Here is an 18,794-nt window from a genome sequence, read left to right as displayed (position 1 = left end):
CTGTCTCTCAGACAGCTCATTTATTTTATCTCATCTCAAATCGTTTGTCAAGTACTTTTTTCAACTTTTTTCAAACTCTTTTTTTGATGAATCTCTGTCTCGCTGACAGCTTGTTTACTTTATCACATCCGCAAGCGTTTGTCAACAAGTTTTTTCATTTTTTTGAAAAATTTATTTTTTTCAAAAAAATAACGGAGAAGGAGGGATTTGAACCCTCGCGCCGCGTTAGCGACCTATACCCTTAGCAGGGGCACCTCTTCGGCCTCTTGAGTACTTCTCCAGACTCCGAACTTATAATTTCTTATTAAATTGGAGTGCATTTCTTCTGTGTTTTCATCCGAAACGCATGGTTAATTATATCCGAAAGATATAAGTTTTGTCAACACCTTTTTTTCATTTTTTTACATTAATTTTATCTTAGCGCGATTGACCAATCATATTATCCCCTTAGACAGGTGGCTACGCACGACACGCTGTCCGTGTGGACAGCGCAGGGGAAGTCCATCTCAGAGTTCCGAAGTCCGAGGGCTTCCCTGCCCCTCACCCTCTTGGGCACGGAACAAGCGCTACAGCTTCGATATATAATGCGACTGACTTTTATTATGGAATCTTATGCCAAGCTGATTACTGTCTGAGCCGATATTATTCCGGAACGTTGTGCCGAGCTGATTCTTAGATACAACATTCCTCCTGAACAATTTCTATATGACACTCTACTGCCATGCATCATTGAATACTATCTCGAACTGTTCACTTTCCGCAACCGGCCTGTGTGCACAGCCGAGGAGCTGGCATATGGGCGGGGCGCTCTGCAGGAGGTGTGACAACTACTTAGGCTCTGGAAGGTGGCGTTGTTTTTCAAAAGTTCGCTGTCTGAGCGCAGCGAGTTCGGACTTTTGGAAAACGCTTTTAGCCACCTTTCAGAGTCTTAGTAGTTTCCACCGACGAAGCCTGTCCCGCCCATATGCCAGCTCCTCGGCGTCCGTCAAACCACGAAATCCGGCAACACCCAAAGAAAAGAGGCCGCACATGCAGCCTCTTACACACATAACTATAGAAACTATAAGTAACCCAACATCAGATCATCCAGAAATTATCCGTGCAGACAATCCTCCTGTAAGTCTCAAACTTAAACCACTTATTATGAAACTCCGACTTATTATCAGCAGCCTCAAACTCCCTCAAAAACATCTGATAATCATCATTACTGCGGATCTCCAGGGCAAAACCTCTCTCATCCACAACAGGAAGCCCCATAAACACATACTCATCCAGCGGAACAATATCCTGCACCCTCTTATCACGGATCAGAACAGCCGCGCTATCCTCCAGAGAAACAATATCAAAATAGCCCGGATACTCAAAGCTGTCACCCTCAACAGGCACCACATCCCCTACATGATAAGTCTTAACCTCTTTATCCGCCTTGGAAAGCAGCGCATTCTCAAGGTTAAAATAAAACTCCTCAAAAACATAACCGCCAACCTTCACATCATCCTTCTGGAAATAAGGCTTCTCCCCCTCAGTATCAACCGATTCCACAACACCACATGCAGAAGTCATATGACTCACACGGTCGATCAGGATCAGCTCACCAAGAGTCTTATTCCTCTTAAACTCATCCAGCACAACCTTATCAGAAAGACCGATTTTGCAAAGAGCGATCTCATTCTTCTCGATCGTATCCGCATGCAGATGCTCCCCGGTATTTACATCCGTCTTAAACTCAATACTCTTAACCACACCTGCGATCTTCTTGGTACCAAGCTTCACAAGATACTCCTTGCCCACTTCAAGCCTGGAATCATCCATCCATAGAAGCGTAGCCTCAAAGCCCTTTGCAACAGGGATCTCATTATTATCATTATTATTGGTAAGAACACATCCACGGCTTACATCCACCTCTTTATCCAGCTGAATCGTAACAGCCTGGCCGGCAACAGCCTCCTCACGATCGTCACTGCCCACCAGGATCGTCTTAACAGCCGCTGTCTCGTTGCTTGGGAGCGTTGTGATGATATCGCCTACATGAACCCGGCCACTCTCGATCTGACCCTGGAAACCGCGAAATTCATGGTTTGGACGAGAAACACGCTGAACAGGCAGATAAAACTCGCTGACATTCTCAGCCTCTGAAACATCCACAGTCTCAAGATGCTCCAGAAGAGCTTTCCCCGTATACCAGGGCATATTCGGAGACTTCTTCGTTACGTTATCACCCTCTGTAGCACTGACAGGAATGATCACAACATCCTGAAGACCCAGAGTCTCAGAAAGCTCATTGATATCCTTCACGATCTCGTTAAAACGGCTCTCACTGTAACCAACAAGATCCATCTTATTAACAGCAAATACAAAATGATGGATACCCATCAGAGCGCAGATACGCGCATGACGTCTTGTCTGCACCAGAACACCCTGTTTTGCGTCCACAAGAATAATGGAAAGCTGGGCAAAAGAAGCGCCAACTGCCATGTTTCTTGTATACTCCTCATGACCAGGAGTATCTGCAACAATAAAACTTCTCTTATCCGTTGTAAAATAACGGTATGCAACATCAATGGTGATACCCTGCTCACGCTCAGCCATCAGACCATCCAGAAGAAGAGAATAATCAATGGCACCACCTCTGGAACCCACCTTGCTGTCCAGAAGAAGGGCTTTTTCCTGGTCTGCATATAAAAGCTTGGAATCATAAAGAATATGGCCGATCAGTGTAGACTTTCCATCATCTACACTTCCGCAAGTGATAAATTTCAGTAATCCGCTCATCCTAGAAGTACCCCTCTCTCTTTCTTTTTTCCATACTTGCAGCTCCGCCGTCGGAATCAATAACACGTGTGGTTCTCTCAGATTCCACAGAGCTTAAGGTCTCGTCAATGATCTCGTCCAGTGTCTCCGCATCAGACTCGATACCGCCTGTCAGAGGATAGCATCCGAGAGTACGGAAACGGACCTTTTTCATCTGCGGCTCCTCACCCGAGTTCAGACGCATTCTGTCGTCATCCACCATGATAATGTTGCCATCTCTGTATACAACCGGACGCTCTTTTGCAAAATACAGCGGAACGATCGGGATATTTTCTCTCTTAATGTACTGCCAGATATCCGTCTCAGTCCAGTTGGAAATCGGGAAAACACGGATGCTTTCGCCTTTATTGATCTCCGTATTATAAAGCTTCCACATCTCCGGACGCTGGTTCTTCGGATCCCAGGCCTGCTCTGCATTACGGAAGGAGAAGATACGCTCTTTTGCACGGCTTTTCTCCTCGTCACGACGACCGCCGCCAAAAGCAGCTGTGAAACCATATTTCTTAAGAGCCTGCTTCAGTGCTTGCGTTTTCATGATATCTGTGTATGCGGAGCCGCTGTCAAAAGGATTGATCCCCTGCTTCACACCATCCTGATTAATGTACTCAAGCATTTCGATTCCCAGATCCTTCGCAGTTTTGTCACGAAACTCGATCATCTCTTTAAATTTCCATGTTGTATTTACGTGAAGAAACGGAAATGGCGGTTTCTCCGGATAAAAAGCCTTCATTGCAAGATGAAGCATTACAGAACTGTCTTTTCCTATAGAATAAAGCATTACCGGCTTCTCGCACTCTGCTGCAACTTCACGGATGATATAAATTGCCTCTGCTTCCAGCTCATCCAAATGTGATAATCCACTCATATCTGATCTCATCCTCCTGTTCCGGCCGCCAGAACCGGCAGCACTTATCTTCTGGTCTAATATTTATTCGAATTCCGTCGATCCACATCGATCACGGATGTAGAACCGTCCGTTTTTGTAATGATCCAATGAAGGATATCTCCTTCGCTTTTTACATTCATGATACTTCCGTTCCCGCCGATATCCGCACCAAGGAAAAAGTCGATGGCACCGGCTTTACATTCCTTTACACAGGAAACGCAGCCCCAGCAGTTTTTCGGATATTTCATCACGGCTTTTTTGTCTTCCATGACGATCAGGGTTCCCGGACATACTTCACTGCATTTTCTGCAGCCAACACATTTTTTCTGATCAATTCGTATGCTCATATGTGTCCTCCTTTACAATGTCGCGAAAAATCATCCTGATCTCGCCGTTTTCCAGTTTCGAATTTACATATTTATAAAATTTCTCATCTGTTTCCGGATGATCCAGATTTTCGTTAAAAGAATGCCATCTGGTCTCTTTGCGGTTTTTCAGATGAGCGATCAGTGAACGGCACACAATGAGACGCTCACGAAGTTCGTATGCAAACATCAGCTCATGCATATCTGCTGCCGCTGTTTTTTCGGCAAGAGCCTGAAGCTGAAGGATTTTTTCATCTGCAAGAGCAAGCTGCTTCTCATTAAACTGATAATTAGAAGCAATTCCTCCCGCATATTCATCCATGACTTTCTGCATGGCTTCTTCCAGCTCTTCCACGGAAAATGCCGGTGCGTCTTCATTTCGGAACTTTTCGTACTGGGAAAGAATTTCCCCTTCCTGAACCTTAATCTCTGTCTCAGTCTGAATATCTGCTTCCTTCAGAGTTCCGGCCTTAAACTGTTTCACCATATCCAATGCTGCAAGCTTTCCTTCTGCAAGAGCTCCTGTTACATATTTCTGCGGACATCCGCCTGCAACATCACCAGCTGCATAAAGACCTTTCACCGTAGTCTCACGGCCTGTATTTACCCAGTAGCCGCTGGCTGTATGACCGCCTACGATATACGGCTCTGTTCCCTGGATCTCCACATCCTGCTCGCTAGGGCTCTTTCCGCTTTCGATCCATTTCAGAGTCTGGCTCGGTGCCATGTTGAGATAAGCCTTCAGAAGATCTTCATCCTGTTCCTTCGTGATCCCTGTAGTCTTCAGGTAACACGGGCCGTGGCCAAGCTGATTTTCCCGAACTGTTCCGTAAACTCTCTCGCTTGTGGTCAGTCCGTATTTTGTCTCATAGATCTCGCCAGCTGCATTGATCTGTTTTGCGCCGACACCCTGTGCGATGGTTCCCGTAGGAGCAATGGTATCCTTGCAGCGAAGTGCGATAAAACGCATCTCAAAGGACGTCATCTCCGCACCTGCCAGGATTCCCATTGCATATCCGGCACCTGTGTTAAACGGCGGATACCACATCTTATGTCTGGAAAATCCCGGATTGTTCGGCTTATAAAGTCCGGCCGCTCCGCCTGTTGCAGCAAGAACTGCCTTTGCCCGGATAATGTATGCGGTTTCTTCCATAATAGAGAAACCAACCGCTCCGTAAACCTGTCCGTCTTTTACAAGAAGGTCTGTGATATTTACATAATTCAGAACGTCTACGTTCTCAGCTTTATGAACTGCATCAGCAAGAAGTGGTTTAAAATTTTCACCGTTGATCTTGATGTTACGGTTTCCTCTGGCTACATAATCACCATTTTCATCCTTCAGGATCACAAGCCCAAGCTTTTCCATCTTTGCAGTAACTTCGTTGAAATTCTCCGCTGCTGTAAGAAGAAGGTCCTGCCTTACGATCCCGGCGGCATCCTTTGTTGCATAATCTACATAATCCTGCGGCTTGCGACCTTTTACAATGTAGGCATTGATGGCATTAACACCTGCTGCCAGACAGCCGCTTCGTCTGATATTTGCTTTTTCTGCGATCAGTACCCTGCCGGCTTTCTGTTCTGAGAGAACCAGCGCCGCATAGCAGCCTGCGGTACCTCCGCCTATGATCAGCACATCTGTTGTAATTTCCTTTGTGTTTAATCTGTTTTTCATACTCATCACTCTGTTATCTGAAGCTCATGTACAGTTACATTTTTCTCTTTATCTACGCCAAAAGCCTTCAACACCGGATTTTCTGCATCCATAAGGGAGAGGATCAGATATTCGATGTTCGGGTCAAATGCAAGTCGTTTATCTTCTTCGGAAGGCCTTGACGGAGACTCCGGATGAGAATGAAAGTTTCCGATCATCTGATATCCGTTCTGGCGGATATCTTTGATCGCGCTCAGCTGTTCTTTCGGGTCCATGGAAAAGTGTTCGTTGCTTTCATCGATATTTGTCAGCAGATACACCTTCTCGATGGTTTTTACATCGTCCTCAATGGTCCCGCCCAGAAGGCCGCAGGACTCATTGGGAAGTCCTTTTCTGCAGTGGTCTAATATTTTCTCGTAATCTTCTTTTTTTAATTTCAGCATTTCTTCGCAGCCTCCAATGGGTTTCTATACTTATTTATACTGCCTGCACCAGCAGACACTTTTGCCTTCTATATTATCAGTGTTTCAGCTCACACACAGCCTGCTCATAATCGATCAGTTCTGTAATCGTCGGATCATCGCCGCATACCGGGCAATGATGATTCTTCGGAAGCTTCACGGTACGGAATGTCATCTTCAGCGCATCGTAGGTAAGAAGTCTTCCTATAAGAAGATCACCCTGTCCGATGATGTACTTGATCGCTTCCATTGCCTGAAGGCTTCCGATCACGCCGCCCATGGCTCCGATCACGCCAGCCTGCTTACAGGTCGGTACGGCATCCTTTGGCGGCGGGCTCTGGAACGCACATCTGTAGCATGGGCCCTGTCCCGGAACGTAAGTCATCAGCTGTCCCTGGAAACGGATGATCCCTGCATGTGAAAACGGTTTCTCGGCCATTACACAGGCATCGTTGATCAGGAATTTTGCAGGAAAGTTGTCTGTTCCGTCAAGAATGAAATCGTAATCTTTGATCAGATCCATGATGTTGCTGGAATCTACAAAGGTATGATATGTATTTACAGTAACGTCCGGGTTGATTGCTTTCATGGTCTCAGCCGCAGACTCTACCTTCAGTTTGCCGACATCTGCAGTTGTGTGGATGACCTGTCGCTGAAGATTGGAAAGATCTACCTCATCTGCATCCGCGATCCCGATGGTTCCCACACCTGCTGCTGCAAGGTAAAGGGCTGCCGGTGCTCCAAGTCCGCCGGCTCCGATGATCAGAACCTTGGCATTCAGAAGCTTTTTCTGACCTTTTACTCCAACCTCTTTCAGGATGATATGGCGGGAGTACCGCTCAAGCTGCTCATTTGTAAAAGCCATTATCTTGCGCCTCCTCCCATGTAGTACAGGAACTCAACAACGTCGCCGTCCTTTACCTCTGTTTCCGGAACGTCTGCCTTGCTGATGAATTCATCGTTGATAGTTACGGTTACATACTCAGGACTTTCAATATCCTCTTTCTCAATAAGCTCTGTAAGCTTCAGTCCGTCTTCGTACTCTTTTTTATTTCCTGCAACTGTGATTGTCATTTCTCTGTTCTCCTATTCTTCAACTTTTCTTACGATCAGTGTATAAGTTCCGTCTTCGTTGTCCTCGAGCTTCAGGATCTGATGTCCTTCTTCCTTCACGCTTCTCGGCACATTCTGTACCGGCTCGCCATCGTTCATTTTGATCGCCAGGATCTGTCCGTCATCCAGCTCCTCAAGTGCTACCTTTGCTTTTACAAAGGTTACCGGGCAGACCACATCGGTAATATCTACTGTATCATCAATCTTAATATCAGCCATTGTATGCTCCTTTCAAAACTTCCTGAAGTTTTTCAGCACCTACCCGGTCGATGGTAAATTTAAAACGCTCTCCCGGATTTGCATGATCATCAAAGAACTGGATCGCTGCATCGGTCACTCTGAAAAGCTGCTCCTCAGAGGTGATCAGCGGAAGAAATTCCTGTCCCTTGCTGATGTGATTTCCAAACGTTCCGCCAAAGGAAACGATATATGCTTCGTTTACATCCCATGCATCCACCGGACAGGATTTTGCACATCTGCCGCAGTAGTTACATTTCTCTGTATCGATCACCAGCTTGTCATCCTCAAAGGAGATGGCATTTTCTCTGCAGGCCTTTTCACAGACACCACAGTGGATACATGCATCCTCTTTCCAGCTGACCTCAGCCGCTCCCTTGATCCCTACATCATTCTCCTCTGCCTTCAGACAGTTGTTCTGGCATCCGGTAACACCGAATTTGAATTTATGAGGAAGCTCTCTTCCGAAATATCTCTCATTTAATTTCACCGCAATGTCATAGCTGTTGATATTTCCGCTTGGACAGACAGCGTTGCCCTGGCAGGCTGTAACTGTACGGACTCTCGGTCCGCAGACACCAGGCTTGCATCCGCCTTTTGCAAGATCATCCTTTACATCATCAATATCATCTAATTTAATGAACGGGATCTCAACTCCCTGTCTGGAAGTAAGATGTACATATCCGTCACCGTATTTCTCAGCTACCTCTGCGATCTTCTTAAGGTTTTCTGCGGTAAGTGTACCGCCTACACAGGCAAGACGAAGAGAAAAATTATTTTTCTGCTTCTGTCTCATGAAACCACCTTTTTTTAATGTAGCGTAATCTACTTTTGCCATAACGAACTCTCCATTTCTCTGCTGGTGCAGCTCTTAGATTTTATCGGTTATTTTCTATCGCTTGTTTGAAATCTTCTTTTAAATCTTCAATATCTTCAATTCCCACACTGATACGGATCAGATCCTCGAATACTCCGGACTGCAGCTTCTCTTCGTCGGAGATGTGTGCCGCGATGGTGGATTCCGGATGGATCACCAGGGTCTTCGTATCTCCGATATTGGAGATGATCAGCGGGATCTTCAATGAATTAATAATGGAAAAAGCCTTCTCCTTGCTTCCGGTTCTTACGGTTACGATAGCTCCGTAGCCATTCCTGAACTGCTTTTCCGCAATTTCGTGATAAGGGCTTTCTTCCAGTCCCGGATAATTTACTTCAATGTCACCACCCAGGCCCTGTAAAAATCTCGCAAGCTCCAGTGCATTGTCACACTGTCTCTGCATTCGAAGTCCCAGGGTTTCCAGTCCCAGGTTATTAAGGAAAGCATTCTGTGGAGCAAGACATGCGCCAGTGTTCCGGAAAAGTCCGTTTCTAAGCTTGGCGATGTATGCAAATGGTCCGAATTTCCGGTATGGAGCAAGTCCCGGATATCGGTCAGGGTCCCATTTCAGACCCTTACCACAGACAAGAATACCGCTGATGGCATCGCTGCTTCCATTGATATATTTGGAAGAGGAATGAACCACAATGTCAGCTCCAAGCTTCAGTGGCTGGATCAGATACGGGGTTGCCACCGTGTTGTCTACGATCAGCGGTACGTCATGCTTATGTGCCACTTCCGCAACTGCCTGGATATCGGTAACATCCAGCTTGGGGTTGCCAATGGTCTCCGCAAAAACAAGTCGCGTCTTCTCTGTGATCTCTGCCTCAAAAGCTTCCGGCTTATTCTCTTTCACATATTTTACGGAAATCCCGAAAGGCTTCAGATCATCGAACAGTTCCACGGTTCCGCCGTACAGTCCGCAGGCTGCCACAATCTCGTCTCCCGCCTGAAGAATGTTCAGAAACGCATTGGTCAGCGCTGCCATTCCGGAAGCACAGGCCACACTGCCGATCCCATCCTCCAGCATGGTCACTCTCTTTTCAAAGGACTCTACCGTAGGATTGTTGATCCTTGTATAGGAGAAGCCCATTTTTTTATTGTCAAAAATTTTCTCCAGGTCTTCCGCGCTGTCATGTCGGAATGCGCTGCTCTGATAGATTGGAACCTGTGTTGCACCCTGCGGATATTTCTCGTTGGTGCCGTGGAGCAGTCCTGTATTAAAGCCGTATTCGTTCATAGCCTCTTCCCTTTCTTTTGTTGACACTTATATTAACCTACTATTCATAGTATGTCAATAGGAAAACGGGATTAAATGTATTTTTTTGTGTACACAACTATACGACAGCATGATACAATTATAACAGTTACGATAATTACAGCACCAAAAGAAAGATGCCCGCAGGCATACAAACCTACATTAAGAACAGGAGGTGATCCCTATCAATATAAACCCGAAGCTCCGGAATATTTTTCACTCTTTATTCAGTCCCACCCTTGATTTCCGCGTCCGGCTGTTCAACATCCTCGCCTTGGGAGGTACTGTGATCAGCCTGATCATGACCTTTCTCAGTCTCGGGACCGGTTCCTGGGGAAATGTACTGATCAATTTTGCGCTGGTTGCAATCTCCGGAGGGCTTTTTCTTTATTCCTATTACAGTGGAAAATATCAGCGCTGCTACCTGATCACCATTGTCGTGATCTTTCTGATCGTTTTTCCGGTGATGTTTTTTACCAGCGGCGGTTATCGTGGCGGCATGCCGGCATTCTTTGTGTTTGCTATTATTTTTACCGTGCTGATGCTGGAAAAAAGACGCGCTCTGATCGTTTCCCTGCTGGAGATCCTCCTTTATATGGGACTGTGTCTGATTGCATACCATTTCCCGGACACTGTAACTCCTTTTGCCACGGAAGCAGACCGGCTGGCAGATATCCTTCTGGCGTTTGTCTCTGTAAGTATTGTCTGCGGCAGTGTTCTCTATTTTCATCTGAAGGAATATAACCAGCAGCAGCTCCTTCTGGAGGAACAGAATCTGCGACTGCGCTCCCTTGATAATGCCAAGTCCACCTTCCTGACCACCGTTGCCCATGAGATTAAAAATCCTCTGAGTTCCATTTCCCTCCACGCGCGGGACACCTCCGAGCTCCTTGAGGAAGAGCCTCTGGATTTCTCTCTTATGCAGGAAAATCTCCGCACCATTGAACAGTCGGTAATGCGGATCGACCGGATCGTGCTGGATCTGATGGATACGGTTTCCATTGAGCAGGGACGGCTTGCCCTTTCCCTTGTCCCATCAGATCTGTCCGGTCTTTTGTATTCTGTAAAAAAAGACTACTACAGTCATCCAAGCCCAAAGAACAATCAGCTGGTCCTTACGACACAATCCGGACTCCCGGAAATCTCTGCTGATCCGGAACGGCTGATCCAGGTTGTCACCAATCTGATCTCCAATGCAGAGCGTCACACCCAAAACGGAACCATCACCATTTCTCTTACCGGCGAACCGGGCTGGCAGACCATCTGCGTCTCCGACACCGGAACCGGCATGTCAGAAGAAATGCGAAAAAACGCACTCAAGGGTTACGTTTCCGCTGATAAGGATTACTGGCGGCACGGCATAGGCCTCTATGTCTGTCATCAGATCATCACTGCCCATGGCGGCAAAATATGGCTGAAAAGTAAAGAAGGCGAGGGAACTCAAGTGTTCTTCTCACTTCCGGAGGAGGAATCATAAATGAATGAAAAGAAATCACTTATCCTTATGGTCGAGGATGAAGAACAGGTGCTGAATACCAACTGCCGGATGCTGCGGCGCCGTGGCTACGATGTCCGCACTGCACAGACAGCCGCCGAAGCCTGTCATCAGCTTGAAGAACAGCTACCGGATCTTCTTATCCTGGACATTATGCTTCCGGACGGAAACGGTCTGGATATCTGCCGCCGCTTCCGCGAAAAAACCATGAATCCGGTTCTTTTTCTCACCGGAAAAAGTGATATCCGGGATCGGGTAGAAGGACTTCAGCAGGGAGGCGACTATTATCTCACCAAACCTTATAATTTCGATGAATTTCTGGCCGTGATCCAGATGCTTCTGGAACGCCAGAAACGAATGGAAGAAAAAATAAAAGAAAAATTTCAGTCCTCCCGTCAGATCACCATCGGCAGCCTGCGGTTGGATCTTTCGGACGGCCATGCATATCTCAATAATGCCGACACAGGCCTTACCCGGACCGAATTCTCTCTGCTGCGTCTCCTTGCAGAAAACCAGGAGAAAATTTTTTCTGCAAAGGAGCTCTACGAAGCGGTATGGGGCAGCTGTGCAGGAACAGATACCAGCACGGTACGGCGGCATATCTTTAACCTCCGGACCAAGATCGGTGCCGAAGATACCGATGAGTATGACATTGTCTCGGTTTATGGGAAGGGATATCTTTTTACCTGCCGGTAAGCCGGCCTTTTCACGATTGGATAACATATTTCCAGATCTGTAAGCAGCTTTCCGTAAATGTCTCTTTTTCTTCACATTTCCGGATATCGGGATCTGTCTGTTACAATGTACTTAACAGACAGATCTTTTTTATTTGTAAAAATTTATGATCAAAGAATAGTAAGCAGCTAACTGCTGCGCAATTTATCAGGAGGTGCCTATGCATAAAAAAATCTTAGTTCTTTTAACAGGCGCGATTGCTCTTTCCATATCTGCAGTCCCGGTCCTCGCTTCTGACCCTCCAACCGATGACGGTCAGTACATCTGGCAGGATGAAAACGGAGATTACTGGTACCGCAATGGTTCCGAGGATGAATATATCGGGGAAGGTAATTATGCCCCTGACCCGGATTCCGGTGAACTGATGGAAGGCAACGATGCCGGCTGGACCGAACAGGACGGTTATTTTGAGCCTCATTATTATTATGAGGACGGCAGTGTGTGGCTGGAAGATGCTACCGGAACCACATATATTGGCTCCAGAGATAAATATTATATTGATGACTACGGCAATCTTCAGGAATATTCCGATTCTGAAACTGATTCCTCCGATACCAGTGGAAACTCCTCCTCGCAGGATTCCGATTCTTCATACCCAAATTCCTCTTCCGATACAAACACGGAAGATTCCTCCGAATCGGAAAAGCGCGGCGAGCTTCATATGCGGGTTGGATTCCCTGCCGATGATACGATCAGAGAATCCATGCCCGAAAAAGAAGGTTATTTCGAGCAGCGTTCCGTAAATGGCGGAAAAAGCACTGCCTTTGTTTTAAAAGTACCGAATTCCTCTCTGGAGGATTCTTCCCTGAAGGGTTTTCTGGCAGAATACTATCCGGTAAAGGGTGAGATCATCACCAAAAAGGATCTTACCTTTGAATCTTATCCTGCCACGAAATATCAATACTTAACCGAAGTCAACGAAGAAGAAAAAAATGTAGATGCTCTTGTATGCCAGACTGACGATTATACATTCGGACTTTTTGTCCTGACTCCGTCAGACACCTATGATAAGGCCGCCGAAAAGGAAGCCACAGATCTGATCAAATCCATAGATTTCGTTTACGCAGAGCGTGTGGATATGGCCATGACGGATTACTTCCAGGTCCTCACTCCGGAGCGCTGGAAATATCTCTGCCATTATGAAACAACCGAAACCGAAAATGGTGGATATAAACTGACTTATTACAATGAGGATGTTCCTGTACTGACTCTGGAAGCCAGATATTACGATGGCGAAGACCAGCCTCTGGACAGTGTATGGCAGGGCTATCTCGGCCGTATCGAAACCGTCGACGGCAAAAAATACGATCTTCTGTCAACCATCAGCCAGTACTCCAAGGACGCCTCTGATGAATGGAAGGAAATGTATGACACTTATCTGGATGTCATAAACGGGATCCGTATAATGGACGGCTGTTCCCTGACCGAAGGAAGCCATGCCTGATCCCTTGTGATTCACATTGCCCCCTCTGCCGTTATTTTGCAGACCGGAAAATCCGTAGCTGCATGTGATGTTGACAGCTGCTATATATCAGGTACAGATTTTCCAGTCGCAAAAGGCACATCATATTTACATAAAAGAAGCTGCAGACTCTGTTTTTTCACTGTTCTGCAGCTTCTTTTCATAATACTTACCTCCTGTGTTTTGCCTCGTGTTTTGTTGTTGGGGCTATTATAAACATGAGTAAGTACCTATGAAAACTATTAGATTGGAAACCGTTTTCAGTAGTTTTCGAAATCAGGGATATTTGGGCGGATTTTACAGGTTTTTATGTTTGATTTTTAGCTGTTATCCATAGATTTCGCACTCTTTTTTGCATATTCTTCATCACCGTTGAAAGATTTTGTGAAAACGCAATCAACCTTGTGAATTCAGCTCTTCCAGGAGTTTTTTGCGGTAAGCTTCATCTTTGACAGCACGTTTGAGATCTTCTTTGGTCAGTTCTTCTCCATGCAGCTGCTTTTCTTTCATTCTGACAAAATCTCATCTGCATTTTTCTCTTTAAGATAAACCGGGTTATATCCATTTTATCAGACCCGGACTGAAAAATTACTCTTGTTCTGACGACAAATTCTTCCAGCACTGTCCTCTGTTTGACAAAAATCTTTCTGCATTCATTCTTCCGAAACAGTTATCCACACTCACCCTGAAAAATCGCTCTTTCGGACGGATGGTTTTCCACATATTCCACAGAAGTTATCCTCGGTAGTCTGTACGATCCGATTTCGCCGCCTTCATCTCACAGATAAATATAATCATTCATCACCGGCTGCAGGCCGTGGTCTTTCAGGGCGTTGAAGACTTCGTCCACAGACCTTCCGTCGGAAATCTCAAACTGATCATCACCTTTATCCTCAATATCATCCACATGGCTTCCGATTCCTGTGCTGACACCTGCAGAGATCTTGGTTGCTGCGATATTTACCAGGTTGTCACGGACACGCTCACATTCTCTGGTGGATACAGTAATACTTGCAAACGGCATAAACAGACGATATGCACAAACTACCTGGAGAAGCTGCGGTTCGTGGACATCCTTCGGGTTGATCCTGTCGTTGTTGATGATCGGACGAAGTCTCGGGCAGGAAAAAGCGATCTCTGCATGTGGATATTTTCTCTGCAGAAGATATGCATGATATCCCGTTGCAAAAGCATCCTTGCGGAAATCATCCAGTCCCAGAAGTGCCGCAAAACCAACACCTCGCATGCCGCCTTTTAACGCACGCTCCTGTGTATTTAACCTGTATGGGAAAATCCTCTTGTGGCCTGCCAGATGCAGAGTTTCGTATTTATCAGAATTATAAGTCTCCTGGAAAACTGTCACATAATCTGCGCCGCATTTGTGAAGATATGCGTACTCATCAGAATTCATCGGATACACCTCAAGACCGACTACCTTGAAATATTTCCGGGCGATCTCACAAGCCTTTCCGATATATTCCACATTAGATTTCGTTTTGCTCTCTCCGGTAAGGATCAAGATCTCCTGGAGTCCGGTTTCTGCAATAGCTGCCATCTCTTTCTCGATCTCATCTGCATTCAGCTGTGCGCGGCGGATCTTGTTGTGGCAGTTAAATCCACAGTAAATACAGTAGTTCTCACAGTAGTTTGCAATGTAGATCGGTGTAAACATGCAGATACTGTTCCCAAAATGTTTCCTTGTTTCGATCCGTGCAGCCTGTGCGATTTCTTCCAAAAGAGGCAGCGCTGCCGGTGAAAGCAGTGCTTTAAAATCCTCCGGTGTACGGTTGTCATGAACAAGCGCTCTCCGTACATCCGCTTCTGTGTACTTATCATAATCATATGCGTTCATTGCGGAAATAACCTGATCCATTACATCAGATTCTTCCAGCTGTTCCATATCCGGAAGGTACTTCATGTGATCGATACGGTTCTTTTTCATATCTTCCAGAATTTCTTCATTTACGATACTTTCATTAAAATGGCCGTCCTGCTGACTGGCCTGTACTGTTTCTGCCATTACTCTTATGTCGCTCCTCTCATATATTGCAGCAATACTCTAGTCCTCACTGCTGCATATCTGTAAACTCAATTTCGATTGAAACCAGACAATACCTGTGTTTCACTACACAGGCAGTGCCTGTCCCCCGCTTAGTGTTCTGCGTTCAATCATTCATTTATCAATTTTACTCATGAAGAAATCCGGTCAGCGGTGAGGATGCACTTGCACCTCTCTCCAGAGTTCTTCCCATACCGGAAAGATATGCACTTCTTCCTGCCTCAATAGCTTTCTTAAAGGCTTCCGCCATAACACGGACGTCTCCTGCAGTTGCAATAGCTGTATTTGCCATAACTGCTGCAGCACCCATTTCCATAGCCTCACATGCCTGTGACGGGCGGCCGATTCCTGCGTCCACGATGATCGGAAGGTCGATCTCGTCGATAAGGATCTGGATGAATTCTTTTGTACAGATTCCTTTGTTGGAACCGATTGGAGAGCCAAGTGGCATTACACAGGCAGCTCCTGCATTCACCAGATCTCTGGCTGCATTCAGATCCGGATACATGTATGGCATAACTACAAAGCCCTCTTTTGCAAGGATCTCTGTTGCCTTGATGGTCTCGTAATTATCCGGAAGAAGATATTTGGAGTCATGGATAACTTCAATCTTTACAAAATCTCCACAGCCAAGCTCGCGGGAAAGTCTTGCAATACGGACTGCTTCCTCTGCATTTCTGGCTCCTGATGTATTCGGAAGAAGAGTAACATCCTTCGGCACATAGTCAAGAATATTGGCAAGCCCACCCTCATTTGCACGGCGCAGGGCAAGTGTTACGATCTGAGTTCCTGCTTTTTCAATACATGCTTTTACAAGCTCCAGAGAAAATTTTCCGGAACCAAGGATAAAACGGGAAGTAAACTCATGGCCTCCCAGGATCAGTTTGTCTTCATTTGTGTTTGCTGTTGCCATTTTTTATGTCCACCTTTCTTTATGTCTGTTTGCAGAAAATATCTCCACCGATTTATAACCAGCGCCTTCTTCTGCCAGATCATTCTTCATCTGCATTTTTTCAGTAACTTATCTGTCAGTTACTGCCGTGGTATATATACCTAATTTTATCTCTATAGCGACATCAGCAGCTTCCGCCGCCCATAAACTGCAGAATCTCCACAACATCGCCATCTTTCAGTACTGTTGTATCATAAGTGTCTCTCTTAATGATCTCTTCATTCAGCTCTACTACAACCTGCACCGGAACATAGTTACATGCTTCCAGATATTCTGTTACTGTCACCGGCTTTTCCAATGTTCTGCTTTCACCATTTACTGTGATCATGATCTCTCCTTTCCGGAAACTTCAAAAGCTATTCGTCAATAAAAAAGAGTTCACAAAGAAATACACCCGCGGTGGTGCACCCCTTCATGAACTCAGTTCACTCTCAAATTTCCCAATATTCAATTGTCGATACCGGGGTTAAAAGCATTCGCTCTTGATCCCTTCCCTGTAAATCCTGATCTTACGTATTCAATCGGATAAAAACATCCGCATCCAATAAAAAAGGAGATACACCAAAGTATCTCCCGTAAATTCATCTTATACGTTCCTACGTTGGCATTATCCAAATCAGGTATAAGGGTCGAAGTTGAAGACTTCCTCTCAGCCTGCCATCACAAGCTCCCCTGTTATTTACATGAGTTAGTATAAGACGAATTATGATCAATGTCAAGAGTATTAAATTTTCTCACAATAGTTCCAATTTGTTCTAAACTATAGTACACTGTTAATGCTGCCAACCCTCCAGCAGAAAGGAGGTGAAGTCCAGTGTGCGAATTAATCATCACATTTTTTGTTTCTGTTACGGCGGATATAGTTAGCTACTATATTCGCAAATGGCTGGACAGAAACGACAGGCAGTAACAGCCTGAAAGGCTTAAGCCCCCTTACATAACGGCATAGAAAACCCCGGAAGTGTGCGAGACTTCCGGGGTTTTCGTTTTTGCCAATGTTTGAATTTCATCACATTTCTTAGCTACTATCATCTTATGCTTTCTATACTAATTTGTCAACCGAATTTTATTAACGGCATCATCATAGGATGTTACTGTTATTTATAAGCAGTGAATCCCAGATCTTTCATTGTCAGATTTAAATTCTTTTTCAGATAATCATTTGCTACTTTCATTGTCGCTTTCATCATAATATTGGAAGAATCCTGCAGATCTGTCATCGCTTTTTTTCCGTTTGTATACAAGAAAGTCAGATTCTGACCTTTATAAGCAGATGCTTTTGTAGAAGAAGTCACCAGCAGAAAGACTTCATTTGTAGACAGGGCGGACTTCACACTGACCGTATCAGATTTCACACAGTTTCCGATAATATCCAGTCCGGCAAGGATTCCATCTGAAGGCATAGAGAGCATCATCCCAATATCTATCTTATCTTCTTTCTTCAGATAACCGATCATCAGAGTACTTTCTTTATCTACTTTGACATTTATAAACTGATTTCCGTCTTCAGTATATTTGCCTTTCTGACTGATGTATTTTTTCAATTTGCTATAATTCTGCGTCAATCTGGTATTAGCCGAGGTCGGATTCTTTACAGTAACCTTGCAGGTGAATTTTCTGCCACCAAGAGTCGCTGTGATAACCGCTGTTCCTGTTTTTACCGCGGTGATCTTTCCGACAGAAGTTATCTTGACAACATTTGTGTTGCTGCTCTTCCATGACGGTTTCAGACTGGTGCCTTTGATCTTCAGTGTATAAGTTTTTTTCGATGCCAGTGTCAGGCTGGTCTTATTCAGGGTGAGATAATTCAGACCTGCGATTGCTGTCAGACCTTTTTCATTATATCTACTCCAGATCGTATTTTTTCCGGATTTCCGGTAAGCTCTCACTGTGTAAGTATAGCTTACTCCGGTACTTACTTTTGTATCGGTAAACGTAACATTTTTGCTTCCTGTGAGGGTTTTTACTGCTTTCCATCCGCTGTTTCCGGTCTTGCGGTATACCCGGTATCCGGCAACTCCTTTTACCTGTTTCCAGCTGAAAATAATCTTATTCCTGCCGGAGATCTTAATAGAAGACATAGCCGGCGTTGCTACGTTTATCGCCGCCTGTACTTCTGTCGCACTGATCAACTCCGGAACCGCAGCTGGTACCGCCGTTGCAAGCATAAAACCTGTCAAAATGCCACATAAAGCTTTTTTCCAATTTCTTCTCATACGCTTTTTTCCTTTCTGCTTTGTGGTATATCTGGATTCCCTAACAAATATAGTATACATTATAAAAATTATTCCTGCTATGATATTTTTCGCCGAATCAGGGCTTTTGGTGAAATTCGGCAGTTTCTACAATGGCTTGACACTCCCCTCAACTAAAGCAGGGGGATTCTTGCTTCTCCCACTACTGCATTGGCAAACACCTTACGGTACTGCAAT

At 45.3% G+C, this 18,794-nt stretch carries 17 protein-coding genes, 1 tRNA gene and 1 riboswitch; of the genes, 3 read left to right on the top strand and 15 right to left on the bottom strand.

Translation table 11 applies throughout. From position 1 onward, the window contains the following. Positions 1–192: 192 nt before the first annotated feature. The 11 genes from GPK58_RS09995 to GPK58_RS09945 all read right to left on the bottom strand — a co-directional run bounded on the left by GPK58_RS09995 (position 193) and on the right by GPK58_RS09945 (position 9,641). Positions 193–280, bottom strand: a tRNA-Ser gene (locus GPK58_RS09995). Positions 281–1,077: 797 nt separating this feature from the next. Next, complete coding sequence (locus GPK58_RS09990; protein ID WP_173741804.1) at positions 1,078–2,772, bottom strand: sulfate adenylyltransferase subunit 1; 1,695 nt, start codon at positions 2,770–2,772, stop codon at positions 1,078–1,080. Position 2,773: 1 nt separating this feature from the next. Continuing rightward, positions 2,774–3,676 carry a sulfate adenylyltransferase subunit CysD gene (gene cysD / locus GPK58_RS09985; RefSeq protein WP_173741803.1) on the bottom strand — a complete coding sequence of 301 codons (903 nt, stop codon included), beginning with the start codon at positions 3,674–3,676 and terminating at the stop codon, positions 2,774–2,776. Between the two features lie 56 nt (positions 3,677–3,732). Beyond that, the gene (locus GPK58_RS09980; protein ID WP_015526617.1) at positions 3,733–4,044 is read right to left on the bottom strand and encodes a 4Fe-4S dicluster domain-containing protein; all 312 of its coding nucleotides are present in this window, start codon (positions 4,042–4,044) and stop codon (positions 3,733–3,735) included. Beyond that, positions 4,028–5,734: an adenylyl-sulfate reductase subunit alpha gene (locus tag GPK58_RS09975; protein WP_059086472.1), complete on the bottom strand. Its 1,707-nt coding sequence runs from the start codon at positions 5,732–5,734 to the stop codon at positions 4,028–4,030. The genes GPK58_RS09980 and GPK58_RS09975 overlap by 17 nt, the downstream gene beginning before the upstream one ends. A gap of 5 nt (positions 5,735–5,739) precedes the next feature. After that, positions 5,740–6,156, bottom strand: a complete 417-nt coding sequence (locus GPK58_RS09970; protein WP_059086473.1) for a M67 family metallopeptidase — start codon at positions 6,154–6,156, stop codon at positions 5,740–5,742. A gap of 76 nt (positions 6,157–6,232) precedes the next feature. Further along, a complete protein-coding gene (thiF, locus tag GPK58_RS09965) occupies positions 6,233–7,039 on the bottom strand; it encodes a thiazole biosynthesis adenylyltransferase ThiF (RefSeq protein ID WP_215638587.1) in 807 nt (268 codons plus the stop codon). Continuing rightward, positions 7,039–7,248: a sulfur carrier protein ThiS gene (gene thiS / locus GPK58_RS09960; RefSeq protein WP_021650460.1), complete on the bottom strand. Its 210-nt coding sequence runs from the start codon at positions 7,246–7,248 to the stop codon at positions 7,039–7,041. The genes thiF and thiS (GPK58_RS09960) overlap by 1 nt, the downstream gene beginning before the upstream one ends. 12 nt (positions 7,249–7,260) lie before the next feature. Next, positions 7,261–7,506 carry a sulfurtransferase TusA family protein gene (locus tag GPK58_RS09955; RefSeq protein WP_015526613.1) on the bottom strand — a complete coding sequence of 82 codons (246 nt, stop codon included), beginning with the start codon at positions 7,504–7,506 and terminating at the stop codon, positions 7,261–7,263. Then, the gene (locus GPK58_RS09950; protein WP_021650461.1) at positions 7,499–8,362 is read right to left on the bottom strand and encodes a 4Fe-4S binding protein; all 864 of its coding nucleotides are present in this window, start codon (positions 8,360–8,362) and stop codon (positions 7,499–7,501) included. The genes GPK58_RS09955 and GPK58_RS09950 overlap by 8 nt, the downstream gene beginning before the upstream one ends. Positions 8,363–8,402: 40 nt before the next feature. Beyond that, positions 8,403–9,641, bottom strand: coding sequence for an O-acetylhomoserine aminocarboxypropyltransferase/cysteine synthase family protein (locus GPK58_RS09945; RefSeq protein ID WP_022426722.1), 1,239 nt, complete (start codon positions 9,639–9,641; stop codon positions 8,403–8,405). 304 nt (positions 9,642–9,945) lie between these two features. Here GPK58_RS09945 and GPK58_RS09940 point away from each other — a divergent pair, with 304 nt between their 5' ends. The 3 genes from GPK58_RS09940 to GPK58_RS09930 all read left to right on the top strand — a co-directional run bounded on the left by GPK58_RS09940 (position 9,946) and on the right by GPK58_RS09930 (position 13,333). Beyond that, positions 9,946–11,136 (top strand): sensor histidine kinase, encoded by a 1,191-nt coding sequence (locus GPK58_RS09940; RefSeq protein WP_278655408.1) that lies wholly within the window; start codon positions 9,946–9,948, stop codon positions 11,134–11,136. Continuing rightward, positions 11,137–11,850: a response regulator transcription factor gene (locus tag GPK58_RS09935; protein ID WP_092073285.1), complete on the top strand. Its 714-nt coding sequence runs from the start codon at positions 11,137–11,139 to the stop codon at positions 11,848–11,850. A gap of 199 nt (positions 11,851–12,049) precedes the next feature. After that, on the top strand, positions 12,050–13,333 hold the full coding sequence (locus GPK58_RS09930; RefSeq protein ID WP_215638586.1) for a hypothetical protein: 1,284 nt from the start codon (positions 12,050–12,052) through the stop codon (positions 13,331–13,333). Between the two features lie 796 nt (positions 13,334–14,129). Here GPK58_RS09930 and thiH read toward each other — a convergent pair. From thiH to GPK58_RS09910, 4 genes are all read right to left on the bottom strand, one after another. Beyond that, positions 14,130–15,371 (bottom strand): 2-iminoacetate synthase ThiH, encoded by a 1,242-nt coding sequence (gene thiH, locus GPK58_RS09925; protein ID WP_021650467.1) that lies wholly within the window; start codon positions 15,369–15,371, stop codon positions 14,130–14,132. A gap of 166 nt (positions 15,372–15,537) precedes the next feature. Next, complete coding sequence (locus GPK58_RS09920; protein ID WP_252195793.1) at positions 15,538–16,323, bottom strand: thiazole synthase; 786 nt, start codon at positions 16,321–16,323, stop codon at positions 15,538–15,540. Between the two features lie 163 nt (positions 16,324–16,486). Beyond that, entirely contained in the window at positions 16,487–16,690 is a 204-nt protein-coding gene (gene thiS, locus GPK58_RS09915) for a sulfur carrier protein ThiS (RefSeq protein ID WP_015526603.1), read from the bottom strand. Positions 16,691–16,938: 248 nt separating this feature from the next. Next, positions 16,939–17,046: riboswitch (TPP riboswitch) on the bottom strand. 413 nt (positions 17,047–17,459) lie between these two features. Next, a complete protein-coding gene (locus GPK58_RS09910) occupies positions 17,460–18,578 on the bottom strand; it encodes a fibronectin type III domain-containing protein (RefSeq protein WP_215638585.1) in 1,119 nt (372 codons plus the stop codon). Between the last annotated feature and the right edge of the window lie 216 nt (positions 18,579–18,794).

Source organism: Blautia sp. MCC270 (genome assembly GCF_018785605.1).
Taxonomy (GTDB): Bacteria; Bacillota; Clostridia; order Lachnospirales; family Lachnospiraceae; genus Blautia_A; species Blautia_A fusiformis.
This window is presented reverse-complemented; position numbering and strand designations above follow the sequence as displayed.

Coding starts and splice junctions, on each gene's coding strand:
- GPK58_RS09945 (WP_022426722.1), bottom strand. CDS start 9,641: ATGAACGAATACGGCTTTAATACAGGACTGCTCCACGGCACCAACGAG.
- GPK58_RS09935 (WP_092073285.1), top strand. CDS start 11,137: ATGAATGAAAAGAAATCACTTATCCTTATGGTCGAGGATGAAGAACAG.
- thiS (WP_015526603.1), bottom strand. CDS start 16,690: ATGATCACAGTAAATGGTGAAAGCAGAACATTGGAAAAGCCGGTGACA.
- GPK58_RS09910 (WP_215638585.1), bottom strand. CDS start 18,578: ATGAGAAGAAATTGGAAAAAAGCTTTATGTGGCATTTTGACAGGTTTT.
- thiS (WP_021650460.1), bottom strand. CDS start 7,248: ATGACAATCACAGTTGCAGGAAATAAAAAAGAGTACGAAGACGGACTG.
- GPK58_RS09955 (WP_015526613.1), bottom strand. CDS start 7,506: ATGGCTGATATTAAGATTGATGATACAGTAGATATTACCGATGTGGTC.
- thiH (WP_021650467.1), bottom strand. CDS start 15,371: ATGGCAGAAACAGTACAGGCCAGTCAGCAGGACGGCCATTTTAATGAA.
- GPK58_RS09980 (WP_015526617.1), bottom strand. CDS start 4,044: ATGAGCATACGAATTGATCAGAAAAAATGTGTTGGCTGCAGAAAATGC.
- GPK58_RS09990 (WP_173741804.1), bottom strand. CDS start 2,772: ATGAGCGGATTACTGAAATTTATCACTTGCGGAAGTGTAGATGATGGA.
- GPK58_RS09970 (WP_059086473.1), bottom strand. CDS start 6,156: ATGCTGAAATTAAAAAAAGAAGATTACGAGAAAATATTAGACCACTGC.
- GPK58_RS09930 (WP_215638586.1), top strand. CDS start 12,050: ATGCATAAAAAAATCTTAGTTCTTTTAACAGGCGCGATTGCTCTTTCC.
- GPK58_RS09920 (WP_252195793.1), bottom strand. CDS start 16,323: ATGGCAACAGCAAACACAAATGAAGACAAACTGATCCTGGGAGGCCAT.
- GPK58_RS09950 (WP_021650461.1), bottom strand. CDS start 8,362: ATGGCAAAAGTAGATTACGCTACATTAAAAAAAGGTGGTTTCATGAGA.
- cysD (WP_173741803.1), bottom strand. CDS start 3,676: ATGAGTGGATTATCACATTTGGATGAGCTGGAAGCAGAGGCAATTTAT.
- GPK58_RS09975 (WP_059086472.1), bottom strand. CDS start 5,734: ATGAAAAACAGATTAAACACAAAGGAAATTACAACAGATGTGCTGATC.
- thiF (WP_215638587.1), bottom strand. CDS start 7,039: ATGGCTTTTACAAATGAGCAGCTTGAGCGGTACTCCCGCCATATCATC.